The organism is Paenibacillus sp. RC334 (genome assembly GCF_030034735.1).
In the GTDB taxonomy this organism is placed as follows: Bacteria; Bacillota; Bacilli; order Paenibacillales; family Paenibacillaceae; genus Paenibacillus; species Paenibacillus terrae_A.
Genome location: NZ_CP125370.1, coordinates 180,312 through 204,288 on the forward strand (window position 1 = coordinate 180,312; position 23,977 = coordinate 204,288).

At 47.9% G+C, this 23,977-nt stretch carries 22 protein-coding genes; 13 read left to right on the top strand and 9 right to left on the bottom strand.

Annotation, left to right across the window (positions count from 1 at the left end; translation table 11 throughout):
• Positions 1 to 233: 233 nt before the first annotated feature.
• Positions 234 to 413, top strand: a complete 180-nt coding sequence (locus QMK20_RS00845) for a hypothetical protein (RefSeq protein ID WP_283654184.1) — start codon at positions 234 to 236, stop codon at positions 411 to 413.
• A gap of 43 nt (positions 414 to 456) precedes the next feature.
• On the opposite strand, the gene pgmB is transcribed toward QMK20_RS00845, so the two are convergent.
• The 3 genes from pgmB to QMK20_RS00860 all read right to left on the bottom strand — a co-directional run bounded on the left by pgmB (position 457) and on the right by QMK20_RS00860 (position 4,586).
• A complete protein-coding gene (pgmB, locus tag QMK20_RS00850) occupies positions 457 to 1,113 on the bottom strand; it encodes a beta-phosphoglucomutase (RefSeq protein ID WP_283654185.1) in 657 nt (218 codons plus the stop codon).
• Positions 1,114 to 1,140: 27 nt separating this feature from the next.
• Positions 1,141 to 3,423, bottom strand: coding sequence for a glycoside hydrolase family 65 protein (locus QMK20_RS00855; protein WP_283654186.1), 2,283 nt, complete (start codon positions 3,421 to 3,423; stop codon positions 1,141 to 1,143).
• Positions 3,424 to 3,563: 140 nt separating this feature from the next.
• The gene (locus QMK20_RS00860; protein WP_283654187.1) at positions 3,564 to 4,586 is read right to left on the bottom strand and encodes a LacI family DNA-binding transcriptional regulator; all 1,023 of its coding nucleotides are present in this window, start codon (positions 4,584 to 4,586) and stop codon (positions 3,564 to 3,566) included.
• 243 nt (positions 4,587 to 4,829) lie between these two features.
• Between QMK20_RS00860 and QMK20_RS00865 the strand changes: the two genes are divergently transcribed.
• Together QMK20_RS00865 and QMK20_RS00870 are read left to right on the top strand one after the other, a co-directional pair.
• Entirely contained in the window at positions 4,830 to 6,500 is a 1,671-nt protein-coding gene (locus QMK20_RS00865) for a PTS transporter subunit IIBC (RefSeq protein WP_283654188.1), read from the top strand.
• Between the two features lie 5 nt (positions 6,501 to 6,505).
• The gene (locus QMK20_RS00870) at positions 6,506 to 7,327 is read left to right on the top strand and encodes an endonuclease/exonuclease/phosphatase family protein (protein WP_283654189.1); all 822 of its coding nucleotides are present in this window, start codon (positions 6,506 to 6,508) and stop codon (positions 7,325 to 7,327) included.
• Between the two features lie 27 nt (positions 7,328 to 7,354).
• Here the strand turns inward: QMK20_RS00870 and QMK20_RS00875 are convergent, their stop codons facing one another.
• Together QMK20_RS00875 and QMK20_RS00880 are read right to left on the bottom strand one after the other, a co-directional pair.
• Positions 7,355 to 8,554 carry an MFS transporter gene (locus tag QMK20_RS00875; RefSeq protein ID WP_283654190.1) on the bottom strand — a complete coding sequence of 400 codons (1,200 nt, stop codon included), beginning with the start codon at positions 8,552 to 8,554 and terminating at the stop codon, positions 7,355 to 7,357.
• Between the two features lie 190 nt (positions 8,555 to 8,744).
• On the bottom strand, positions 8,745 to 9,242 hold the full coding sequence (locus tag QMK20_RS00880) for a DinB family protein (protein WP_283654191.1): 498 nt from the start codon (positions 9,240 to 9,242) through the stop codon (positions 8,745 to 8,747).
• A 306-nt stretch (positions 9,243 to 9,548) separates the two neighbouring features.
• Between QMK20_RS00880 and QMK20_RS00885 the strand changes: the two genes are divergently transcribed.
• Complete coding sequence (locus tag QMK20_RS00885) at positions 9,549 to 10,061, top strand: MarR family transcriptional regulator (RefSeq protein ID WP_283654192.1); 513 nt, start codon at positions 9,549 to 9,551, stop codon at positions 10,059 to 10,061.
• Between the two features lie 84 nt (positions 10,062 to 10,145).
• On the opposite strand, the gene QMK20_RS00890 is transcribed toward QMK20_RS00885, so the two are convergent.
• Together QMK20_RS00890 and QMK20_RS00895 are read right to left on the bottom strand one after the other, a co-directional pair.
• Positions 10,146 to 11,075 carry a response regulator gene (locus QMK20_RS00890; RefSeq protein WP_044644967.1) on the bottom strand — a complete coding sequence of 310 codons (930 nt, stop codon included), beginning with the start codon at positions 11,073 to 11,075 and terminating at the stop codon, positions 10,146 to 10,148.
• Positions 11,076 to 11,080: 5 nt separating this feature from the next.
• The gene (locus tag QMK20_RS00895; RefSeq protein WP_283654193.1) at positions 11,081 to 12,382 is read right to left on the bottom strand and encodes a sensor histidine kinase; all 1,302 of its coding nucleotides are present in this window, start codon (positions 12,380 to 12,382) and stop codon (positions 11,081 to 11,083) included.
• A 206-nt stretch (positions 12,383 to 12,588) separates the two neighbouring features.
• On the opposite strand from QMK20_RS00895, the gene QMK20_RS00900 reads away from it, so the two are divergent.
• The 9 genes from QMK20_RS00900 (at position 12,589) to QMK20_RS00940 (ending at position 22,332) form a co-directional block, all read left to right on the top strand.
• Positions 12,589 to 13,842 carry a cation:dicarboxylate symporter family transporter gene (locus QMK20_RS00900; protein WP_044644965.1) on the top strand — a complete coding sequence of 418 codons (1,254 nt, stop codon included), beginning with the start codon at positions 12,589 to 12,591 and terminating at the stop codon, positions 13,840 to 13,842.
• A gap of 259 nt (positions 13,843 to 14,101) precedes the next feature.
• Positions 14,102 to 15,613 (top strand): methyl-accepting chemotaxis protein, encoded by a 1,512-nt coding sequence (locus QMK20_RS00905; RefSeq protein WP_283654194.1) that lies wholly within the window; start codon positions 14,102 to 14,104, stop codon positions 15,611 to 15,613.
• 145 nt (positions 15,614 to 15,758) lie between these two features.
• Positions 15,759 to 16,121, top strand: a complete 363-nt coding sequence (locus tag QMK20_RS00910; protein ID WP_283654195.1) for a DUF1304 domain-containing protein — start codon at positions 15,759 to 15,761, stop codon at positions 16,119 to 16,121.
• A 159-nt stretch (positions 16,122 to 16,280) separates the two neighbouring features.
• On the top strand, positions 16,281 to 17,900 hold the full coding sequence (locus QMK20_RS00915; RefSeq protein WP_283654196.1) for an ABC transporter substrate-binding protein: 1,620 nt from the start codon (positions 16,281 to 16,283) through the stop codon (positions 17,898 to 17,900).
• A gap of 73 nt (positions 17,901 to 17,973) precedes the next feature.
• Entirely contained in the window at positions 17,974 to 18,924 is a 951-nt protein-coding gene (locus QMK20_RS00920; RefSeq protein WP_283654197.1) for an ABC transporter permease, read from the top strand.
• Between the two features lie 4 nt (positions 18,925 to 18,928).
• A complete protein-coding gene (locus tag QMK20_RS00925) occupies positions 18,929 to 19,774 on the top strand; it encodes an ABC transporter permease (RefSeq protein ID WP_283654198.1) in 846 nt (281 codons plus the stop codon).
• Positions 19,775 to 19,835: 61 nt separating this feature from the next.
• Positions 19,836 to 20,864 carry an ABC transporter ATP-binding protein gene (locus tag QMK20_RS00930; RefSeq protein ID WP_283654199.1) on the top strand — a complete coding sequence of 343 codons (1,029 nt, stop codon included), beginning with the start codon at positions 19,836 to 19,838 and terminating at the stop codon, positions 20,862 to 20,864.
• Between the two features lie 22 nt (positions 20,865 to 20,886).
• On the top strand, positions 20,887 to 21,828 hold the full coding sequence (locus QMK20_RS00935) for an ABC transporter ATP-binding protein (RefSeq protein WP_283656171.1): 942 nt from the start codon (positions 20,887 to 20,889) through the stop codon (positions 21,826 to 21,828).
• Between the two features lie 48 nt (positions 21,829 to 21,876).
• Positions 21,877 to 22,332, top strand: a complete 456-nt coding sequence (locus QMK20_RS00940) for a hypothetical protein (RefSeq protein WP_283654200.1) — start codon at positions 21,877 to 21,879, stop codon at positions 22,330 to 22,332.
• An 88-nt stretch (positions 22,333 to 22,420) separates the two neighbouring features.
• On the opposite strand, the gene QMK20_RS00945 is transcribed toward QMK20_RS00940, so the two are convergent.
• Entirely contained in the window at positions 22,421 to 23,137 is a 717-nt protein-coding gene (locus QMK20_RS00945; protein WP_283654201.1) for a hypothetical protein, read from the bottom strand.
• A 13-nt stretch (positions 23,138 to 23,150) separates the two neighbouring features.
• Positions 23,151 to 23,954 (bottom strand): hypothetical protein, encoded by an 804-nt coding sequence (locus tag QMK20_RS00950; protein WP_283654202.1) that lies wholly within the window; start codon positions 23,952 to 23,954, stop codon positions 23,151 to 23,153.
• Positions 23,955 to 23,977 lie beyond the last annotated feature (23 nt).

Consider the following 23,977-nt stretch of genomic DNA (forward strand, 5'->3'; position numbering starts at 1 on the left):
CGTAAGAAGGCTTGAATCATCAGCAAGGTTGGGGAGCAATCCCCTTCCTGCACCCTATCATCTTATGCTTATCTTACCCTCTTCATTCTCTGTTGTAAATTATATTTTACAAATTCGAGAAACCATAAAGGAGGCATCAGTATGCAAACTGTTACCCTTATCATCGCTTTGGTCGGTCTGGTTATTTCACTGGCTGCTTTATCACAAGCTATTAAGAATAGGAGGTAATCGCTTTGGCAAGGAATGCGCTATCTTTTAGATTTCCGGAAGAGTTCGCTACAATGCTGCGTACCTGGTCATTTGTTACCGAAAAGGATCAAAGAACCATTTTGCAAGAAGCCTTCACAGAATATGCGAATAATCACCCAGATACCAAAGAGAAAGTCCTTCAAGTCATAAACACACTAAAATGACCTGTCACAGAGACAGGCCATTTTTTTATATTCTTTCCCTTCTTCATCCCCTGATAAAATGCGCCTCCAACATCCTCAAAGACAGCTCGGCGGTAGTAGCCACCACGATATCGGCACCCTGCATTTGCGAGGGCGTTCCCACACCGACTGCGAACATTCCTGCACTCTTGATCGCCTGGATTCCGGCCTGAGCGTCCTCTATACCGATACAGCCGGCAGGCTGAACACCCAGATTCACGGCTCCGGTGAGGAAGATTTCCGGGTCAGGCTTGCCATGCCGAATGGCTGTGACATCCACCACACTGTCAAAATAGTGTGTCAGCTCCAGCCTATCCAGTATAAACGCTGCGTTTTTGCTCGCAGAGGCCAGCGCAATTCCGATCCTGGCGTCGCGTAACTCCATTAGAAGTGCATGGATGCCCGGTAGTACGTCTGCCGGGGTCAAAGCCGAGATGAGCCGCTGGTACTCCGTATTTTTCCGTGCAGCCAGCTCCAGCTTATCCTCGGCAGTATATGCGTCCGCTTCACCCCGCGCCAATATTTTGTCGAGTGATTCCGTTCGGCTGATCCCTTTTAGCTGCTCATTAAATTCTCGATCAAAAGGAATGCCCAACGCCGCCGCCAAGCTGTCCCATGCCTGAAAATGGTATTCGGCGGTATCTGTAATCACGCCGTCCAAGTCAAAAATCACTGCCTTCATTCGCTTCTCCCCCTTGTCTGCCCGTATTTATGAAACACTGCTCGTCATTAACGGTTGCCCATTGGTTATATGTGTCGGCTGTCCATACAGCTCCAGCGTCAAGGGTTCTCCGTCCAACAGCGTAATGATTACTTCATTTTCCTGTACGAGAATACTTAGCAAGCGACCGCGATAGTTGATTTTAAACGTATATTTGCTCCAGCCCTGAGGCAGGAAGGGGGAGAAGCTCAATGTTTCGTTATACGTTCTCATTCCGGCAAAGCCCTGCACAATCGCCAGCCAGCTTCCCGTCATGGAGGTAATATGCAGACCGTCCTCGGTATCGTTATTATAATTATCCAGATCCAGACGAGCCGTCCGTTGATACATCTGGACTGCTTTTTCCTCCATTTTGAGCTCAGCGGCCAGCACGGCGTGAATGGATGGGGACAGACTGGATTCATGAACGGTCATCGGCTCATAAAATGCAAAATTGCGCACTTTTTCCTCCAGCGTGAACTGATCTCCGAAGAAATACAGACCCTGTAGCACATCCGCCTGCTTGATGAAGCAGGAACGGAGGATTTTATCCCATGACCATTTCTGATTTAGCGGCAGATGACTTGGATCAAGGGAGGATACAGGCTGCAAATCCTTATCCAGAAAGGTATCATGCTGTACGAATATGCCCCGTTCCTCATCGTAGGGATAGTACATACGGTTGATGATATCCTGCCAATGCGCAAGCTCATCCTCGGTAACAGCCAGCCTCTCCGATTTCTCTGAAGAAGTTTGAGACAAGACCGATAACGTATATTTTAAAACCCATGCAGCCAGTGTATTGGTATACCAGTTGTTATTGACGTTGTTTTCGTATTCGTTCGGCCCAGTAACCCCGTGGATCATATACTGCTGATGGCGATGGGAAAAATGAACACGATCCGCCCAGAAGCGGCTAATTTCGACCAGTACATCTATTCCATATTCCCGTAAATAGGCCAAGTCGCCCGTGTAGTTGGTGTAATTGTAAATGGCATAGGCAATGGCCCCGTTACGGTGAATTTCCTCGAAGGTAATTTCCCATTCGTTATGGCATTCCACACCCGTAAAGGTGACCATAGGATACAGTGCGCCCTGCAGTCCTTGCTGTGCCGCATTATGCTTGGCACCCTCCAATTGATGGTAGCGGTATAGAAGCAGGTTTTTAGTCACATCAGGATCTGCCAGCGCCAAATACATCGGCACAGCGTACGCCTCCGTATCCCAATACGTGGCACCGCCATATTTTTCACCCGTAAAGCCCTTGGGGCCAATGTTCAGGCGGGCGTCTTCACCGTAGTACGTAGAGAATAGCTGGAAAATGTTAAAACGTATTCCCTGCTGGGCCTCTGTATCCCCTTCGATTTCAACATCCGCTTTGTCCCAACGTCCGTCCCAAGCGGCGATATGCTCCTGCTTAAGCAGTGTGTATCCTTTGTTCACGGCTTCCACGGCGAGACGTTCAGCTTGTGGAATCAACGCATCCCTTTCTATGTCACGTGAGGTGGTGACAGCCACGATTTTTTGCAGATGAGCACTGTCACCTGGAGCAACGGTATATTGATAGTGGCGTGCAGCATACAAAAAGCCCTCTTCCGTCGTTTGCTGATCCTGTCCTGCGGTCACAATACCCATGGTAGCGTTTACGGTAAAACGCGGAATACCAAACGAATTGTCTATCGTCGTTGTGGATAGGCTGATGAATTGTTCCTGAACCTCGCGCGCTTCCTCCAGCCAGAACACCTCATCATAGTTGGTGTCCTCATTTCTCGTATTACCGTCCAAATAAGGAACAAGCTCAATCGTTAGAGGCTGCTCGCTTATATTGGTTGCCTGGTAATCAATCAGGCATAGTTCACGAGTGGTGATGCTTAGAAAACGTTCCGTAGTGATACGAACCTGACCGTTCACGGTACAGGCACGCCGCAGAATACCTTGCTTCATGTCCAGTTCCTGCACAAAATCACTGATGTGGGCCGTAAATAAGTCCACTTCCTGCTGGTTCACGATCAGACCGATGCCGATAAAATTCATGGCGTTGATGACCTTGCCAAAATACTCGGGATAGCCGTTTTTCCACCAGCCGACCTTTGTTTTGTCGGGGAACCAGACACCGGAGATATAAGTTCCTTGATGATGATCACCTGAATAGGCTTCTTCAAAATTGCCGCGCATGCCCATATAACCGTTGCCTATGGACATTATGCTTTCTTGTAATCGCATGTGTGTTGTATGTAGAGTGTGGGTTGTCAGTTTCCAGTTATCTACGTCAAATAATCGGTTATAAACCATGATTGCGTACCCCTCTCTGAAAATGAATTCGTTGTTTTAACGAAACCAGTATATGAGCGAGTTCAGTATATAGTGCAACCGATTGCCCTGTCAACGCAAAAAAACTGATTTTATGGATGTCCACAAAATCAGTTTTTTGTTCATTCCTCGGAGTACGGTAGCTTCTGACTGGATTCGCGTTCTACAATCCGGTGGGGAACGATGATATGTTTGGTCAGTTCCTTGGGGTCTTCGATTTTTTCGATCAGACTTTTGGCCGCCTGATAACCAAGGGTGAAGATATCAATATCTACGGAAGAAAGAGGGGGATTCATCAGCTCAGCCAGCATCAGATTGTTAAAGCTCACCATGGAAAGCTGTTCTGGCATGGATACGCCCAGTTGGGACAGAAATTTCTGTACAGCCATCGCTACAAGGTCGTCATTGACGATCATAGCGGTAGGCGGCGGGGAAACCTGCAATAGCGTCCGTATGTCCTCCAGGGTAAAAGGCTCCCTGACAACGTACTCGTCCGGTAGAGGCAAATGGGCCTCCCGCAGCGCATCCTGATAGCCCCTGAGTCTTTCGGTATTCACAGTGCGTTCATGATCTCCGCCAACATAAGCAATACGCTGATGATTCAGACGGATCAAATAAGTGACCACGTCCTTGGCGGCCTGATAGTTATCGTTGTCCACATGAGTGGTTTCACTGATAAATTGCTGAGGCTTGCCGATTACAGTGTAAGGTATTTTTTCTTTATGAAAATACTCCACGATTTTATCCTCTTGCTTGGAATACAAGACAATATAGCCGTCAACACGTCCGGTTCGCGTCATCAGCTTCACGCGGGATAGCAATTCATCGCTCGTTTTTCCTGTGACAATCGACAGTGTATAGTTATGCTCATTTACCCATTCGCTGATCCCGCGAAGGCTTTCCGGAAAGAACGGGTTTTGAAAGATCGCCACATCCGATTCAGGCATAATAATGCCAATCGACTGTGTGACACGGTTAGCCAGACTTTGGGCTGAATAATTGGGCTCATAGCCAAGCGCCTTCATTTCTTTGCGGACACGTGCCTTGGTGGCCTCGCTAATTTTTGGGCTGTCTTGAATGACACGGGACACGGTGGAAGTAGCAACATTGGCACGCTTTGCGACATCTTTGATGGTTACTGCCATCGTCTTCTTCTCCTTTTGCTATCTCAAGCAGGAAATATTATGTTCTATCATACGATATTGCTCGAAAATCAACAAATTCGCGACTTTTTTCGAGCTTTTACATCGTCATTAACCAAGATGTTTACAATCAGGGTATTGCCAATAGAAAGCGATATCATTATAATAATTGTGCAACCGATTGCATTTATTTACGAGGTAACAAACAACGCTATACATACTATATGGATGGAGATTGATGGAGAAATGAAAAAACTTCTATCATTTGATTTTTGGCAAAAGCTTGGGAAAGCACTGCTTGTGGTTGTCGCTGTCATGCCAGCGGCCGGAATTATGATTTCGCTCGGTAAAGTGGTGGCAATGCTGGCTGGTGATGTTCATGTCTGGTTGACCGTCGGTGGGGTCATGGAAAATTTGGGTTGGGGCATCATTAACAATTTACACATTCTGTTTGCGGTGGCAATCGGCGGTTCCTGGGCCAAGGAACGGGCTGGCGGGGCTTTTGCCGCCTTAATTGCTTTTATTCTTATTAATATTTCAACAGGAACGATTTTGGGCGTATCCTCGAAGATGCTAACGCAGGAGGGGGCAACCACCCATACTCTCTTTGGTGCATCTATTCCGGTCAGTGGCTATTTTACTTCTGTCTTAGGGGCACCTGCACTCAATATGGGCGTGTTTGTCGGTATCATCTCCGGGTTCGTCGGGGCAGTGGTATTTAACAAATACTACAATTACCGCAAGCTGCCGGACGCTTTAGCCTTTTTTAACGGTAAACGTTTTGTTCCTTTTGTCGTGATTTTATGGTCTGTCATCGTTAGTTTGATCATGTCTGCCATCTGGCCATTTATCCAGGGAGGGATTAACCAGTTTGGTGTTTGGTTGGCGACCTCTGGGGAATCGGCTCCTTTTGTAGCGCCATTTGTCTATGGTACACTGGAAAGACTGTTAATTCCCTTCGGGCTTCACCATATGCTGACGGTTCCTATTAACTATACTCAACTTGGTGGCGTTTACACGACGCTTACGGGTTCCGGGGCGGGCAGCGTCGTTGCTGGACAGGACCCGCTGTGGCTGGCTTGGGCAAGCGACCTGAGTGCGCTTCGTGGTACCGATCCGACAGCCTACAATAGCTTGTTGGAAGGCGTGACGCCTGCCCGCTTTAAGGTAGGGCAAATGATCGGCGGAGCGGGAATCCTTATGGGACTGGCGGTGGCTATGTATCGCCGTGTAGACAAGGATAAGCGAAGCAAGTACAAGTCGATGATTTTTTCAGCCGCCGCTGCTGTCTTTTTGACAGGGGTAACGGAGCCGCTGGAATTTATGTTTATGTTCGTAGCGCCTGTACTGTACGTGGTTTATGCTATTCTTACCGGAATTGCGTTCGGAATGGCGGACATCATACATTTGCGTTTACATTCGTTTGGTATGATTGAGTTGCTGACTCGATTACCGTTGTCTATAAATGCGGGTTTGGTGCAGGACATTATCAATTTCGTGCTGACTTGTGTTGTATTTGCGGTGGTGACTTACTTTATCGCTTATTTTATGATCGGCAAATTCCAAATGGCTACGCCGGGAAGACTGGGGAACTATACGGATGAGGAGCCTCAGGAGGCTGGAGGGACTGGCAGCGCGGATTTGGATACAGGTCATGTAGCGGCCGTTTCCCCTCAGAATCAATTGGCGGCAGATATCATCAAAACGCTTGGGGGTGAGCAGAACATTGTCGAGGTCGATGCCTGCATGACCCGTCTGCGTGTGACGGTGAAGGATACAGATGCCGTCGGGGACGAAAAGACATGGAAAGCGTTGGGCGCTCTGGGCTTAATTAAAGTAGATAATGGGGTACAGGCGGTTTACGGACCGAAGGCCGATGTGCTCAAATCAGATATACAAGACATACTCAACAGGTGATTACTTTGAAATTGTTAACCTTAAATGTACATGCTTGGATGGAAGAAAATCAGCTCGAAAAGCTAAAACAACTGGCCGCTTTTATTCATGAGCAGCAGTTCGATATCATTGCTTTGCAGGAAGTGAACCAGTCTATGGACGAGGCTCCTTTATCGCCGGACGATTTGGGCGCTTACTATAGCGCTGATCCTGAGGTGGTCATTAAGCGCGATAATTACGCTTATGTGCTGAATGGGTTATTGTCCGATACCTATTATTGGACGTGGGCCCCCGCACATATTGGCTTTGCCAAATACGATGAGGGCTTGGCGATTTTGTCCAAAACACCGATTACAGGCACGGTGAACGAATATGTTTCCTCGCTACGGGACTATGACAACTACCGATCCCGTAAAATTGTGGGCGTGCAAACTGCGGTGGATGGAGTATCGGCTTGGTTTGTGAGCGGGCACTACAACTGGTGGAATGATGAGGAATCCTTCCGTGGACTATGGGACCGTACAACGGAGGTATTGAATCCTTTTGCGCCGACGCCTGTTTTTATGATGGGGGATTTCAACAATGCGGCTGAAGTGCGCGGGGAAGGGTATGACTATGTGCTGCAATCCGGCTGGTCGGACACCTATCCGAACGCAACGGTACGTGATGAAGGCCATACGGTCATCAAAGCCATTGCAGGCTGGGAAAGTAACGCCGAACCGCTGCGGATTGACTATGTTTTTTCCAACAAACCCGTACAGGTTCAATCTTCAACTGTCGTGCTGAACGGAAAAACGGGATTAGTCGTATCCGATCATTTCGGGGTTGCAGTTGAATTGGAGCTGTAATTATAGGCCAAGGAACAGGCTGCCTGCTTATGCAAGTGGCCTTTTTCTTGAGGATTTCAACTTTAACCGAATGAAGTATTGGATAACAATAGCCATAAGCACCAAAAGCATATTGTAATAAAAAGGGGCATTTATGTTAAAACGTTCAATGAGTACGCCTGCGATGATTGGAGAGACAATGGCCCCTAATTCCGAAAATGATACGACGTTGCCGATAAATGAACTTCTATTTTCCTCAGGAATGACATCCCCCAGTTGGGAGTAAAAAGAATCCAGATAACTGGCTCCGCCAATGCCTCCGATGAACATCCCCAAGTATACAATCCATGGTTCCTTGAACCAAAGAAACAAGGCTATTTCCACCATGATCAGCAACAGGCCAATAATACTGAGGATTAAGCGATCTTTGAGCAGATCGGATACTTTGCCAATAAAGGGTGCTGATACAAACGTCGATACCCCGATGATTGTAAAAGCCAAGCTGATTTCTACAGGGCCCCAATGGAGCTTGTAGGTTGCATACACAGAGAAGTACGTTAAAAATATGGCGAATGCACTCATTTCAAGGAAATGAACGGTGGAATAGAGCAGTAGCTGTTTCGTTAGCATGGTTTTTCTTTTCGATTCATGAAGGGGTTCTTGCTGCTGCTGAGGTTTGGAAGAGAGACGGGGGAATGTCATTCTGGAGACGGCAACGAAGGATATACAGGAAAAAATAGCGACGAAATAGAACGGGACAGCTAAAGTAAAATAGGAAACAATGATTCCACTCATGATAGGTCCCAAAATCGTACCTGCACCTTCGCTGCTGCTGATATATCCATTGAGGATACCTCTATTCTCCGTGGTACTGATCTGGTTAATGGTGACTCTTACAAAGACGGTTAATCCTATCGCCACCAAGCCTTGAAGGAGTCTAAGGATGGATAGAATGAAGAAGCTTTCTGCAACCGGGAACAAGAGCATACAAATGATTTCAGCGAAGAGTAAGCTCAGCCCCAAGCGCTTTGCGCCAATCTTTTCATAAATTCGTCCTGCCAAGCCTCCACCCAGAAATCTTCCCACATAAAATAGAGAAAATAAAATACTCATATTGAGTGCGGATATGCCGAACTGTTCTACATAAATAGCAAAGAGCGGGAGGATCATACTCCCGCTCATATTAGCAATAAGGCTAATGACAATCATACAGATGATATTATGGCTTAAATGTATACGCCTCTTCATATCCTCGAAACCTCTCTTTGATTATGCATAATGGGGGACCATTTTTCTGATTGCTCCTGATGACGCATAAAGGGCTCCAAATCAAGGTAGGATGAGTATAAGTAAGCAGGGCACAAGGGGAGTAATTCTCCCTAGGATACGCAGGTGTGCTCCTCATTGTGCCTGATTTCCCGAGGGCACAGTTTTCCCTTTAAGCGGGAAAGCCCCCTCCAGGCGGCGGCCAAGCTCCATAAATACGGCGCAGCAGCACGATTTCGCCCAAATGATATGAGTTGTGGGAAGCGATATTCCGCAGCAGTCCCGCTTTCGTTTCACCGGGGAAATGGGCCAGCGAATCATCCAGCTGTGCGGTTTCGGCAATCTTTACAGCCTGATCTACGCCATGCAAAAATTCCTTAATAACTGCCTGCCATGCTTCTTCACTTTGCGGTCCGGTTTCTTCGGGCCAGCTTTCCATCACATTGCCCGGAAGTTGGGGCTTCCGACCTTCCAAATGCTCCAGCATAAATTGCTGCCAGTAGCTCATATGCTTCAACAGTTGATAAATGCTGTAGGGCATTTCTACATTTTTTTTACCTGCCAGTTCAGCGTCGATATCCGGCAAAGCCCGAGCCACTCGAATATGTCCACGTTCACCGACCAGCGATTTAACCAGTGCTTGACCGAATAATTGGTTTGCATCCGACATGTAAGATCATCCCTTTCATAAGAGCTTGTCTCATTTTACGATTATACAATTAAATTTTTGGAAATGAAAATTAAAGCATGGTTTGCGAGAGAGAAGAATTTTCTGAAAAAAGTAGTTGATAATTATTCTCAATATAATTACAATAAAATTGTTTCATGAGAAACGAAAAATCATGAATCAGTATGATTTTTATTTAGATGCGAAAATGTTAAAGGGGAGCTTTTCGTATCTTATATTGTTTCTTTTGAAACAAATTTAAGCTATAATGAACGGAGGGATACGCCAAAGGAGTGACTATCGGTTTGTATGGAAAAAGCCACAATCATTCAGCACGTCTATGACCTGCTTATCAAAACTAACCATCAGCTGGAGCAGTATCAGCAGAGAGAGAGTATGTCTTTTCTCGAAGAAGTCCACGAGCATTTTGATGGGAATGCTTCGCTCAAACTGACTGATGTTCACGTCATTGACTGTATCGGGAGGCATGAGCCGATTAATGTTACGACATTAGCGGATCGGATTGAGCTGAGCAAAGGTACGGTTTCGAAAGTCAGCACCAAACTGCTCAAGGAAGGCTGGATTCGCAGAACCCAGCTTAACGACAACAAAAAAGAGATTTATTTTCGTCTAACCCCGTTGGGTAAAAAGCTCTTTCTTGTGCATGAGCGGCTTCACAATAAAGTACAGCATCAGTTGCTTCAATTTTTAGATCGTTACAGTACGGAGGAATTAAATGTCTTGAAACGCTTGTTGTCCGATGGTGTCGGTTTTTTGGGTGCAATGGAACGCCAGGACAAGAGTGTGGAACCAAAAGACTAGAAGATGATCAGCATTTTTTAACCAAATGGCATCTGCGTAACCCTTCTCATGTGGTGGCACATTAGGGGGTAAGCAGGTGCTTTTTTAATGTAGCAGCCTTTTGGCCTCCATATAGAACACCTGTACAAATTTTTTTGTATTGATCCGGGCTTGAGACAGCGAGGGTTCCACATTGTTTTGCAGTTCCAGCATTTTTTTGCGGATTTCTGTAAAATCAAAAAATTTGGACGCATAATTTTCAAATTTAGGGTGGGTGTAATCCGTCAATCCGAGCGACACGATATGGCTTAGTGTCTGGAAAATAGCGCGGCGGACGCGCTGCTCAGATGCTTTGATTTCCTTACTCAGCTCTGTCGCAGAAGCCGAGCTTCCCAGCCGTTTCAAGGCTACATTCGCGAAGATATCCTTCAACGGTGGGAACAGATAGGGGGATAGGTTACCCGTATCTTCCTCATACTGGTCCAGATATTCCAGCATGTCCAGCAAATCCATACTGCCTGCTTCGCCGATCATTCCCATTTCGGAGAGCAGAAACTGCCCGGAAGTTGTGATGCTTTTGGTCGGTTCTACTGTTGTCGATGGTCCTCTCGATGTGAACATCGAGAGCCCCTGTAGCGTGCGCTGGATATCCGTGATAGATTGCTGCATACGCAAACGTTCGGACACCTTATGAATCACCGCAATAATCTCCAGCCGATTCAAGGGCTTGGCAATGTAGTATTCAATACCGAGCGAGTATGCCTCGCCGATCATGTTTTTGGATTCAATGCGGGAAATCATAATGATTTTGCCGCTGAATTGATCACTGAGTGCACGCACCGTCTGAATGCCATCACGAATCGGCATCAGCAGATCAATGAGCAATACATCAATCCGGTTAAGCTCCAATAGATCGCTGTTCACATAGGAACCGTCCTCCGCTTCCCCGATAACCTCACCGAGACCTTCATCTTCAATAATGTCTGCCAGCATAGAGCGAATTCCCTGATCGTCATCTACAATATAAAAACGCATCCGGGCTATCTTCCTTTCTCCGTCAGTTTCCGTAAAGGCAATGTGACTGTAAAAGTGGTCCGTACCCTGTCTGTGTGTTCTTCTTCCTGTTGCAGCACAATCGTTCCTTCGAGGCTCTCCGCGACCTCGCGCACATAAAACAATCCCATGCCAGTCGAAGGCTGTCCTTCATCATCATACTTGGTTGTATACCCCGGTGTGAAGACCATTTCCCTTTTACGCTGAGGAATCCCCGGGCCGTTGTCCGTGACACTAAAGGTCACCGTGTCCTCTTTTCCTGGTAGAAACCGAATGGAAACGTCAATCCTTCCGCTGTCCTTCATCGCTTCAACCGCATTAGCTGTCAGGTTATTAATGAGTGTCAAAACCGTATAAACATGCAACTTGGACAGCAAAGGGTCAACATTCAGGCTGAAATGAATAGACTTGTCCAGCGCTTGTGCATATTTGTGGTTCGTTCGGACGATCAGCTCCCCAAGCTCCCGAGAAGGCATGTAATGCACTCCGCTTTCCGCATCAATCAGCTTGGACAGCCCGGCATAAATCCGCTGACTGTCTTTTTTGATCTCATGAACCTGTCCGGAAATACGGAGTGCCTGTCTGGCGTAACGGTCCCTGTCTTCCAGAGATTCAGCCTGCTGCAACTCCCGATATAGCTCGTAGCTTTCACGGGTGATCTGCTCTGTATGCGACAGGGTTTTGCCGAGCTGGACGGACTCCTCGTACAGATCCGATACCAGAAGCAGAATCCGTTCGGTCTGCTCTCTTTGCGCCTCTTCATGCTGAACGGACTGCTTCAGGCGAATGATATTGTAGAACCCGAGCACGAAGAAGCTGCGGATCATGGCCATGAGAGCCACTTTGCTGATCTTGACGATGTCCCAGAATTCCCCGTCAATGCTCCGCCGGACGCTAAGTTCCGCCACGCTTGCCGCAACCTCTATACCCACGGAGAGAATGCCTACCCGGAGAGCGCGGTAAGGCTCGGCATTAATGTTAAGGACCTGAAAGAGCAGGCCGTAGACCATGTAATAAAAAAAGGTAGGCCCGTGCAGGGTCACCAGCTCTTCGAAGGAAGGGCCGGGGTGAGTGAAATAACTGAGTGAGATGCGAAAGGCCACCACGGCTATGCCTGCAAGCAGTCCTGATAATGCAGGCAGAATATGACGAATAGATAGCAGAAAGAAAAAAAATACAGGCGTGCCGAAGCTGAGACGAAATGTATTAGAGAAAGGGTGAATATTCAGCTCGCCCGCCAGTGGTACGACCACAAGCATAAGCAGGAAAAGGAGGATATTCAGCTTCATAATTATTCACCTCCTGTGTTATTAGAAAGGCAATGTGAGATAAATTCACAATTCAACATTAAAATGGTGAATTTATTGAAAAAAAACAAATACAGGTGTAGATAATTGTCGGTTTTTATAGATCAGACTGTAGTATAAATAACACCATTTGAATATTAAGAACAGCATACTGCAAAAATATACAAATCAGCCAGGGGGGACACGAAGTGAAAAAGATTAATTTGACAATGCAAATCTTTATCGGTCTGGCTTTAGGTATTATTATTGGTGCCTTATTTTACGGCAATTCAGGGGTGGAAGTCTACTTAAAGCCGATCGGCGATATTTTTATCCGGTTGATTAAGATGATTGTCGTGCCTATTGTGATCTCAACTCTTATTATAGGCGTAGCCGGCGTCGGAGATATTAAAAAGCTGGGCAAGCTCGGCGGAAAGTCTATTGTGTACTTTGAAATTGTGACGACCATTGCCATCCTTTTCGGATTGCTGGTTGCGAATCTGGTTCGTCCCGGAGACGGTGTAGACATGTCCCACCTGGCCAAGAGTGATATCCATAGCTACGTGGAGACGGCTGAAAAGTCAGGCCACAGCTTTATGGATACGATTGTCCATATTGTTCCTACTAATATTTTTCAAGCGCTGGGCGAAGGGGATATGCTGGCTATTATCTTTTTCTCCGTCTTGTTCGGACTAGGGGTAGCGGCGATTGGTAACAAGGGCAAGCCTGTGCTGAATTTCTTCGAAGGCGTAGCCGACGCTATGTTCTGGGTAACCAATCAGGTGATGCGCTTGGCTCCGTTCGGTGTATTTGCACTGATTGGAACGACAGTAGCCAAGTTTGGGCTGGCATCATTGTGGCCGTTATTGAAGCTTGTTTTGTCGGTGTACGGCTCCATGCTGCTATTCATTGTGATTGTTTTTGGAATTATCGCCAAGCTCTGCGGTACTCGTCTCTGGACTATGGTCAAAATTTTGAAAAGTGAGCTGCTACTTGCCTACTCAACGGCCAGCTCGGAAAGTGTCCTGCCTAAGATCATGGAGAAAATGGAGAAGTTCGGATGTCCGAAAGGAATTACTTCCTTTGTCATTCCGATAGGATATTCCTTTAATCAGGACGGTTCCACCTTGTATCAGGCGCTGGCTGCGATCTTCATCGCCCAGATGTATGGTATTGATCTGCCGATCACTACACAGATCACGCTGATGCTAGTGCTGATTATTTCTTCCAAAGGTATGGCAGGTGTGCCGGGCGCTTCCTTTGTAGTTTTGCTCGCTACACTGGGATCAGTGAACCTTCCGCTGGAAGGCTTGGCCTTTATCGCTGGTATTGATCGTATTCTCGATATGGCGCGTACGGTAGTCAATGTATTAGGCAACTCGCTTGCCGCCGTGGTCATGTCCAAATGGGAAGGCGAATACGATAAGGAAAAAGGCGAGGAATATGCTGCTTCTTTGAAATAAAATCGAATAAACCGAATATTTGCCGAAAAGAACACTCTTGCAGAGTAAGTGCGAGGGTGTTCTTTTCGTTTCCAGACCTGTGAGGTTCCTCCCTAATTCGACATTTTTCGATATTTTATCTATGAATATTTGGGCATATGGTCTTAAAAAATGGTTCTTTTTACCTAATTAATTTCAATTTTATTTATAATGATTATTGATAATATTCCGATATAAAATATACCGTTTCAAACATTGGTTCAGAAGGGAAGATCATATCATGTTTCTCAAAAAAAACGAGGCTCAATCACTTGCTCCTTTAGTGGAAGAAAGCCGCAAATTGTCGCAAAAAATACAGCAGAAGGACTACTCTGCCGCAATACAACTATCCTCTGCATCTTCTGAGGTTCAGGAAATCGCAAACAATGTCAACCAAGCGCTTGAATCCATCAAAAATGAGGCTCGACACACCGACATTCGTCTGAAGCTCGTCACCAAGGCGATTGAAGTCGGCTTATGGGATATGGAGGTCATTGCAGGTGATCCTGTGAATCCAAACAATACGTTCACATGGACAGATGAATTCCGCTCCATGCTGGGGTATCAGAGCGAAAAGGATTTCCCAAATGTATTGGATAGCTGGGCATCCCGGTTACATCCGGAGGATTATGACTGGGTATTGGCAGCGTTGGCGGATCATTTGCTGGATCATACCGGAAAAACTCCTTATGACATTCAGTATCGCTTAAAGCTGAAGCATGGCGAATACCGTTGGTTCCGTGCGACTGGAACGACAATTCGAGATCAGCAAGGAGTGCCACTGCGAATCGCAGGCGCTTTGCTGGATGTGAATGACCAGAAAATCAAGTCTGAGGAATTGGAAGCAATGGTTACAAGGTATGACCTTGTTAACCGTGTATTAATCGAAGCTCCATACGACATCATCCTGGTTGACGGAGATGTAGAGAATCCAAATAGTGAATTTTGGTGGTCACCGCAATTTCGCAAAACGCTGGGTTTTAGTGATGAGAAAGACTTTCCGAGTGCGCTTAGCAGCTGGGGTTCACGCTTGCATCCAGATGACGTTGAAATAGCGTTTAAAGCGTTGAACGACCATTTGAATGATTTTTCAGATCGCACTCCCTATGAAGTAACTTGCCGCTTGCAGAATAAAAATGGCGAATACCGCTGGTATTATAATAGTGGGGGAAGCATACGTGACAGTAAGGGAGTGCCAATTCGCATGGCAGGTACTATCCGTGATGTAACGTTGGAAAAACAAAAGCAGTCCGTTGCGGACGAGCTCACGCTCAAAATACAGCATCTCTCCGATTCCATTACGGAAATGGTGAATGGTGTCAACTCGGTTAGTAATCAGGCGCAGGAGCTGGCTACGGCTCAAGAGCAATCGACTGAGGCGGCTAATCAGGCCAAAGTCAGCGCGGAAGAGACACAAAACATTTCCAACTTCATTAAAGAGATTGCCAATCAAACGAATCTGCTTGGGCTGAATGCGGCGATCGAGGCATCCCGTGCGGGTGAACAGGGACGCGGCTTTGCCGTAGTTGCGGATGAAGTAAGGAAGCTTGCCATTCACAGCGCCGATGCGACCGGAAATATTGAAACCAGTCTGGACGAAATGAAGACACTCATCGAGCGGATTTTGCATAACATCGGCAACATGTCTACATTGACGCAGACACAGGCCGCGCTCACGCAGCAGGTGAATGCATCTACGGACGAGATTAACAGCATGTCCAAAGCATTGCTGGATTTTGCGAGAACCATGTAAGTAACATTCTTCTAAGCGCTATGCAAGAATTAGACTGGGCTTAGTCCCGGTCTCTTTACTGATTTTGGAAAATGGATTATAATCCTCAAGAGTGAATCCGAAAGTTACAACTTACAACGATTTTGCGTGGAGAAGAGGAATATACTTGAGCTTGATCAGTTCAATATTGGTTGGGATTGTTGCTCTGGAGCACGTGTACATTTTAATATTGGAAATGTTTTTGTGGACGACTCCACGGGCGATTCGCACGTTCGGCACCTCCAAGGAGCTGGCGGGAGTGACCAAGTCACTGGCTGCGAATCAAGGGCTGTACAACGGGTTTCTGGCTGCCGGGCTGGTATGGGGGCTGCTGTACCCGGATGCTGCGGTAGGGCAACAGATTCAGCTGTTCTTTGTGATTTGTGTTCTGGTGGCTGCGATTTATGGTGCATTGACGGCCAATAAATCCATTTTACTGAAACAAGGATTACCCGCCATCCTGGCATTAATCAGTTTGCTGGTCTTCTAAAAGACACCCTAATCGGGTGTTTTTTTGCTAATTTCGATCACATAATGTCTGAACTTCTAATGAAAAGGGGAATAGGTAGTTTTTAATTGATTGTAAATCCGATTATTCCGATTTATAATATTTTTTATTACACACTTAGAGAACTCGGAGGCTAGAGACATGCGTCGTAATTGGACTGGTGTATTTGTATTGATCATATTAATGTTGGTGGTAAGTGCCTGCTCTGGCGGGAATTCCGGTTCTTCGTCTGCGACAAACGAAAGTGCAGCGAATACGAATGCTACAACAGCTGATAACGGGCAACCCAAGGATGGCGGCAATCTGATCATCGGTGTACAAGCCGATCCGGTGGTGCTGAACCCGAACTATGCGGGTGACCGGGTGAGTCTGACGATAGATCAGGCGATATTCGCACCTTTGTTTCAGGTGAACAACGGCAAGAAGACATTCTATCTGGCAGATAGCCTGACTCCTTCGGCAGACAAGCTGACGTACACGCTGAAGCTGAAAAAGAATCTGACTTGGCATGATGGCGAGAAGCTGACAGCTGACGATGTGGTTTTCACGATTAATAAAATTTTGGACGAGAAGCAGCATAGCTTTTTGAGAAGTAATTTCATGATTAACGGCAAGCCGGTTCAGGTGAGCAAGGTTGATGATACAACAGTGGATTTCAAGCTTCCGCAGGCAGCTCCTGCTTTTGAAGCGGCGCTGGTACAGGTATCCCCGATTCCGAAGCATATTTTCGAGAACGAAGCGGATATTGAGAAAAGCACGAAAAACAACACTCCAGTCGGTTCCGGCCCGTTCAAGTTTAAAGAATACAAAACTGGTGAGTACGTGACACTGGAACGGTTCGATAACTATTTTGGTGGCAAGCCGCATCTGGACTCTGTAACGTACCGAGTTGTGAAGGATTCGAATGCTGCGAGCTTGGCGCTCCAGAATGGCGAGATTAACGTCAACTATGTAGACCCGCAAAACGTGGATACGATTAAAGCAACCGATAAGTTCGATATTTACCCTTACAGTGAAGGCCGCTTGGCTTACCTGATGTTTAATGAAAACAGCGACACAAAGCAGTTGAACAAAAAAGAAGTGCGTCAGGCGCTCTCATACGCATTGAATCAGGATGAGTTGATTCAGGTATCTTATGGCTCCAAGGATTATGCTGATACTGCGAAGTCTGCTTTGACACAGGACGTGCTGTATCACACGAACGATGTTCCATTTTTCAATAATGATGTGAACAAGGCGAAAGAACTGCTGAAATCGGCTGGAGCTGAAGGACTGAAGCTGCGCATTATTATTCCGGGCGGTAATAAGGTGCAAGAGGCACAAGCGCTGTACATTCAGCAGAAGTTGAAGGATATCGGCGTTCAGTTGGATGTAAACAGTATGGATTCCTCGGCTTGGTCGCAAAAATTCGTCGATACGAATGCCAAGGACTTCGATCTGGCGATCAGCGGCTATATCATGGGTTATGACCCGGATGCGTACCGTATCTTGTACAGCACCGGATCGTCCTCCAACTATTCGCGTTATTCCAACAAAGAAGTGGATAAGTTGATGGAAGAAGGCGCAGCGGAGTCGGATACGACCAAACGTGGAGAAATCTACAAAAAGGTACAAGAGATTTTGGCTGATGATGCAGTTATCTACCCGATTGCTTATACCAAAACGATTGTAGCATTCGACAAGCAGTATGGCGGCATTGATCAGGCTGTGCTGAAACCGGTCGTAATTTTCGAAGATTTGTCCAAAATTTATCACAAATAAGACAGGGTTTTCAAAAAATAAGCTGGGAGAACCAGCTTATTTTCTTCGAGAACAGCAAGGGGAAGAGAAACGTATGAGACAACTCATCGCCAGAAGATTGCTGCAAGTTATACCGATGCTATTTTTCGTATCCATCGTCTGCTTCGGCTTGATCAAGCTGGCTCCAGGTGATCCGGTTCTCTCTTTTGTTACACCGAATATGCATCTGGAAGATATCGAACGTATGAGGCACAGCTTGGGGCTGGATCAGCCTGCTTATGTGCAGTACATGTTATGGCTCAAAAAAAGTCTCACAGGTGATCTGGGTTACTCGCTGATTAATCACCAGCCTGTACTGGATCAAATTCTGGATCGCCTCCCGGCTACCGCCGGATTAATGGGCGCATCCATAATACTGGCTGTCCTGATTGCCATTCCACTCGGCTTGACGGCTGCGGGCAATCGGAACCGCTGGATCGACAAGCTGATTAACCTGATGTCGTACATCGGGATTTCTGTACCGCTGTTTTGGCTCGGCATTTTACTTATTTATTTGTTTGCTATTTATCTGCATTGGCTTCCAAGTACGGGGATGCGGACCATTGGAACGGACTCGGCGCTTGATGTGATCAAGCATGGGATTTTACCGTGTTTTGTACTGGCCTTCGGATTTTTATCTGTGTATGTGAGGTATATCCGTTCCAGTACAATAACGCAGCTCAAGGAAGAATACGTGCAGATTCAATATGCGTTCGGGTCTGGAAAACGACTGGTTTTATTTCGGCATGTGCTCAAGCATGTACTACTGCCTATCATTACGCTGCTCGGTATGTCGGTTGCGGATCTGGTAGCCGGAGCCATCGTGACCGAGACGGTATTTTCCTGGCCGGGCATTGGCTCGCTGGGTATGACGGCGGTAAAAGGGATGGATTATCCCGTTATCATGGGCATTACACTGTTTTCCGCCCTGCTGCTGATCATAGGCAATCTGCTAGCGGATATTTTATACAGCATCGCGGACCCGAGAATTAAATCAACGAGGTGAACTCATGAATCGGAGCAAATGGCGCAACATCGGGATCGAGCTGATGACGAGCAAAACGGGCGCCGCCGCCCTCATACTATTGATCGTATTCTCGCTGGGGGCAATCTTCGCTTTTTTGTCACCGCAGGACCCGAACAAGCTGAACGTGCTGGAGCGTCTTCAACCGCCGGGAGCGGCACACTGGTTTGGAACGGATGACTACGGCCGAGACTATTTTACAAGGGCGCTGTACGGCGGTCGTGTATCTTTGCTGGTGGGCTTCGCGTCCATGATTATTGCGACCAGTATTGGCGCAGTAGTAGGCATTGTAAGCGGCTATTTCGGCGGATGGATCGATAATTTGCTCATGCGGATTTTGGAGCTGATCATGTCGATTCCGTCTTTTTTGGTTATTTTGCTGTTGAGCGTGTTTTTGAAGCCGGGCGTCGGCAATATTATTGTCATTATCGCCCTGCTGATGTGGATGAATATTGCCCGGGTGGTCCGGGCGGAGACGATGACGTTGCGGGAACGGGAATATGTGCTGTATGCCAAAGCTTCGGGACAAAGCACATTCGGGATCATTCTGAAGCATATCGTCCCGAACCTGATTCCGGTGATTATCGTGGGGGCGACGAACAATATCGCTTCAGCGATTATGATGGAATCGTCGCTGAGCTTCCTTGGTTTTGGTGTGCAACTGCCGAACGCTACATGGGGAAGCATGCTAAATAATGCCCAAGGATATATTGCACAGGCTCCATATATGGCGTTATTTCCGGGGCTGCTTATTTTACTGACCGTGCTGAGCTTTAATGTTTTGGGGGACGTGCTGCGTGTAGGCTTTGAACCCAAGCTGGTGAAACGATGATTCACAGCTACAAGACCCATGACCAATGGCTCCAGGAGCGACAGAAAGGAGCGAAAACACTATGACTGAACATCTGCTGTCCGTCGAACAGTTGGAGGTTTCCTTTTTCACACGTGAGGGGGAGAATCAGGCGGTTCGAGGGGTTAGCTTTCATATTGATGCTGGAGAAACGGTAGGAATCGTAGGAGAATCCGGTAGCGGTAAAAGCGTTACAGCCAAAGCCATCATGTCTATGATTGCCCCGCCGGGCAAGCGGCTGAATGGCGATATTCGTTACCGGGGAGAAAGTCTGACGGCTCTGACGGAAAAGCAATGGCGCAAAATACGCGGGAACCAGATTGCGATGGTCTTTCAGGACCCGATGACCTCGCTGAACCCGGTCAAGAAGGTCGGCTATCATCTAGTGGAGGTGATTCGCAGACACCGGGGACTGAGCAAGGAGGCGGCTACGAAAGCCGCTGTGGAGCTGCTGCGACAGGTGGGGATTACCGAGCCGGAGCGCCGTATGAACCAATACCCGCATCAATTCAGCGGGGGGATGCGTCAGCGGGTAATGATCGCGATGGCGCTCTCGTGCAGCCCGGAGCTGTTGATTGCTGACGAGCCGACCACAGCGCTGGACGTGACGATCCAGGCGCAAATTCTGGAGCTGCTCAAGACGTTGAAGCAGCAATCCGACATGGCGATTGCCCTGATCACCCATGATCTGGGTGTCGTCGCCCAGGTGTGCAGCCGTGTCATCGTGATGTACGGCGGCATGGTAATGGAGGAGGGGCGCGTGGACGATATCTTTTATCGTCCGGCCCACCCGTATACGCAGGGCCTGCTGCGCTCTGTGCCGCAGCGCACGAACGGCTTCCGCGAGCGGCTGGTGCCGATCGAGGGCACGCCGCCGGACCTGCTGGACCCGCCGTCGGGCTGTCCGTTCATGGAACGGTGCCCGCACGCGTTTGCCCGCTGTGTAGAGCGGCCGCCGATGGTGGAGCTTCGCCCGGATCAGCGGGCGGCCTGCTGGCTGAACGAGCCGGACGCTGTGCCTGCCGGAGTCTACGAGACGCCCGAAGCGGGCCATGTGGAAGGGAGGGTTTAACGTGAGTGAAGTGAGCAATGCAATGGGCGAAAGTCAGCCCCTGGTGGAGGTACACCAGCTTAAGAAGCATTTTGTAACAGCCAAGGATCTGTTGGGACGCAGCTCGGAGGTGCTCAAGGCGGTTGACGGCGTGAGCTTCCAGATCAAGCGTGGTGAGACGTTCGGATTGGTCGGCGAGTCGGGCAGCGGTAAATCGACGGTTGGACGCTGCCTGACGCGGTTATACGATTATACGGAAGGAACGGTGCGCTTTGACGGTCAGGATATTTCCAAACTGAACGATAAGCAGCTCAAGCCGCTGCGTCGGCGCATTCAGAGCATTTTTCAGGACCCGTATTCCTCGCTTAACCCGGGTATGAACGTGCTCGACCTGATTGGCGAGCCGATGGATATTCACAGATTGCATCAGGGCAGTGAGCGTAAGGATGCCGTCGTGGCTTTACTTGAAAAGGTCGGACTGAAGCGGGAGCACTTGTACCGCTACTCCCATGAATTCAGCGGCGGACAACGCCAGCGGATTTCTATCGCGCGTGCTTTATCCGTGAAACCGGAGTTTATCGTATGCGACGAACCGATTTCGGCGCTGGACGTGTCTATTCAGGCACAGGTCATTAACACGCTGGAGGATCTCCAGCAGGAATTCGGGCTGACGTATCTGTTCATCGCCCATGATTTGTCGATGGTGCGGCATATTTCAGACCGGATCGGTGTGATGTACCATGGACGATTGGTGGAGGTAGCCGATGCAGATGAGCTGTATGAGCAGCCAGCCCATCCATATACACAGGCGCTGCTGTCCTCTATCCCGGTGCCTGATCCGAGAGCAGCCGGAGAGCGGGACGGTTTTGGGGCGGGGTTTGCCCAACCAGACGGTTCTTTGGCATGGGACAAGGACGGTGAGAGTGCCGCTGAGCTGCGTGAAATCAGTCCTGGCCATTATGTAGCGTACCCGGTTAACCGTTAGGTTAAGGCTGGTGTACGATGTGCGTGATCAACAAGGAGGCGAGAAACAATGACTGAATCGACGAAAAGAGTACGTATTTCCCAATGGGACGCGCTCATGCTGGAATCTTTACGCGCATTAGGCTGGTCTGATGAGGAGCTAATCCGTCGGGTGCAGCACAATGAACTGCCGTCGGACGGACAGTCCGATTTTGATTATGCAGAGCTTGCCACCGGGCTGGCGTCCAAAGAGCCGGAGATTTTTGCAAGCGCCGTAGCTGACGGATATCAGATTAAGTACAACACGATACGGGGAATCCGTTCATGGATTGCCGCTGCATTTGGGCGGGAGCCTGAGCTGTCACTGGAGGAAGGAAGCGAAGCCGTTACATCCGAGCTGACGAAGGTTGAGTATGCTCGGCTGGAGCAGGTGCTGTCGTTCGGCTGGTCGATACAGGAAGATCGGCCCGCGACTGGTGATGTTGCGGGATTGTACCGAATTGTGCCTGCTGTGCAGACGGTGTAAATCATGGGTTCTGTTCTGAGTAAGACACTTTACCGGAATTGTAACGAGCTGACCAATGAGGCCAGCTCGTTTTTTAATACAACCCTGTTCAAGTGTGGGAGGGCTCTTGGGAACCAGTTGCATTCGTGGGATGATCCATTTGTGGCACCGACACCTGTATTTCATTAGTAGTCTTTCGTGGTTCAGCTTCTGAATAGCTACCGTTTTCATCTTTTTCATACAGCACAACCAGACTATTGTGAATGATCCGTGTTATGAAGTAAAAGACAATCATTCTGGCAGGCTGCATGATGGCTTCGAACATCATAATCGTCGATTCCATATGAGGTAATTGACTGAGGAAAACCCGCTCCACGATCCCTCCGGCAAACCAGACGAAATACAGCGGAATGATCAAGTGTCGGATGTAAGATGCTTTACGTTCTAGCCCTGAATGGCGGGATAAGTAGCTGTGGATAGTGGAAAAAGTGTTTTTGATTCCCCAAAGGTTGAAAATCGGAATCATACGGACAACCGCCCCGAAGGCTCGAATCGGATAATCGGCATGCTTTTGTCGGATGGCTTTATGTACTTGGACTAGCCAGATCAGATAAATCACAATACATATGTAGTAAAGAACAAAGCTAAAGACGGTAACTTTCTGCTCCAACTCGTATAGGTTCTCATAATAAGTCTCATTTGCAAAAACATAAACCACCGTAAAAATAAGAATATGCAATTCGCATATAACACCCACCGCTAACAAGGCTTGCAGCGCAATGCCAACCGTTTTCGATGGAAATGCTTTGGATTGTAAATCATTCAAGATACAGTTCCCCCTAGTCTAGTTGCTTCAAATACGCGATAGCTTCCTCCAGCGTCTCCACGGGGATAATGCGCAGCTTGAGTCCATGTTCCTTTTGAACACGGGCAGCTTCTGCTTCGTTGCCTTCCTCACCGAGCCAATCATAATCTGCGGGTACGAAAAACAGATCAACCTTCGCGGCCTCTGCCCCCAGCAGCTTTTGTTCCAGTCCACCGACCGACCCGACATACCCGTACTCTTCCATCGTGCCGGAGCCTGCGATTTTGTGACGTCCGCCATCCGAGAAGTCGATAGCATTGGTTTCCTCATACAGTCCGATGCCTGTCATCAGGCCCAAGGAGTTCCCCGAAAGTCCCCCCAAATGATTCAATAGCTCTGCATAGCGAGCATCTTCAAAACGGCTCAGATCGGATAAAGCTTCGGATTCCTCATTTGTTTCTGTGTCTGTACTTAATTCCGCCGCTGCATGAACAGCCTGCATGGCTGAATATTTTAGCGTATCCGTCTCTGTGAGGTCCTTTTGATAAGTATCCACCTCATCAGGGGGAAGGGGCTCAAACTTAATACCTCCCCCGGTTACCTTTTCACTGGAATAGATATTCCAACGCTCCACGAGATTGTTAGCTATCCCCGCTTGAACGGACGCAAAAAACACACTTCCCTGAACGCCCAGCTCTTGGACCGAATGCATTTCTCCCTGCAAAATATACTGTGCGGGCATAGGCCGTGTCGCAACAAAGGCAGCGATAGCAGGGATTAACAATAGGGTGAAGATAAGTATACGTTCTTTGGTCATGCCGAATGACACTTCATTCACAACCTTTCCATCTTTTCTCATAC

What these genes read in the sequence shown, in the direction of transcription:
- pgmB (WP_283654185.1), bottom strand. Translation starts at nt 1,113, where the DNA reads ATGAAGGCAGTGATTTTTGACTTGGACGGCGTGATTACAGATACCGCC.
- QMK20_RS00855 (WP_283654186.1), bottom strand. Translation starts at nt 3,423, where the DNA reads ATGGTTTATAACCGATTATTTGACGTAGATAACTGGAAACTGACAACC.
- QMK20_RS00860 (WP_283654187.1), bottom strand. Translation starts at nt 4,586, where the DNA reads ATGGCAGTAACCATCAAAGATGTCGCAAAGCGTGCCAATGTTGCTACT.
- QMK20_RS00865 (WP_283654188.1), top strand. Translation starts at nt 4,830, where the DNA reads ATGAAAAAACTTCTATCATTTGATTTTTGGCAAAAGCTTGGGAAAGCA.
- QMK20_RS00875 (WP_283654190.1), bottom strand. Translation starts at nt 8,554, where the DNA reads ATGAAGAGGCGTATACATTTAAGCCATAATATCATCTGTATGATTGTC.
- QMK20_RS00880 (WP_283654191.1), bottom strand. Translation starts at nt 9,242, where the DNA reads ATGTCGGATGCAAACCAATTATTCGGTCAAGCACTGGTTAAATCGCTG.
- QMK20_RS00885 (WP_283654192.1), top strand. Translation starts at nt 9,549, where the DNA reads ATGGAAAAAGCCACAATCATTCAGCACGTCTATGACCTGCTTATCAAA.
- QMK20_RS00890 (WP_044644967.1), bottom strand. Translation starts at nt 11,075, where the DNA reads ATGCGTTTTTATATTGTAGATGACGATCAGGGAATTCGCTCTATGCTG.
- QMK20_RS00895 (WP_283654193.1), bottom strand. Translation starts at nt 12,382, where the DNA reads ATGAAGCTGAATATCCTCCTTTTCCTGCTTATGCTTGTGGTCGTACCA.
- QMK20_RS00905 (WP_283654194.1), top strand. Translation starts at nt 14,102, where the DNA reads ATGTTTCTCAAAAAAAACGAGGCTCAATCACTTGCTCCTTTAGTGGAA.
- QMK20_RS00915 (WP_283654196.1), top strand. Translation starts at nt 16,281, where the DNA reads ATGCGTCGTAATTGGACTGGTGTATTTGTATTGATCATATTAATGTTG.
- QMK20_RS00920 (WP_283654197.1), top strand. Translation starts at nt 17,974, where the DNA reads ATGAGACAACTCATCGCCAGAAGATTGCTGCAAGTTATACCGATGCTA.
- QMK20_RS00925 (WP_283654198.1), top strand. Translation starts at nt 18,929, where the DNA reads ATGAATCGGAGCAAATGGCGCAACATCGGGATCGAGCTGATGACGAGC.
- QMK20_RS00930 (WP_283654199.1), top strand. Translation starts at nt 19,836, where the DNA reads ATGACTGAACATCTGCTGTCCGTCGAACAGTTGGAGGTTTCCTTTTTC.
- QMK20_RS00935 (WP_283656171.1), top strand. Translation starts at nt 20,887, where the DNA reads ATGGGCGAAAGTCAGCCCCTGGTGGAGGTACACCAGCTTAAGAAGCAT.
- QMK20_RS00940 (WP_283654200.1), top strand. Translation starts at nt 21,877, where the DNA reads ATGACTGAATCGACGAAAAGAGTACGTATTTCCCAATGGGACGCGCTC.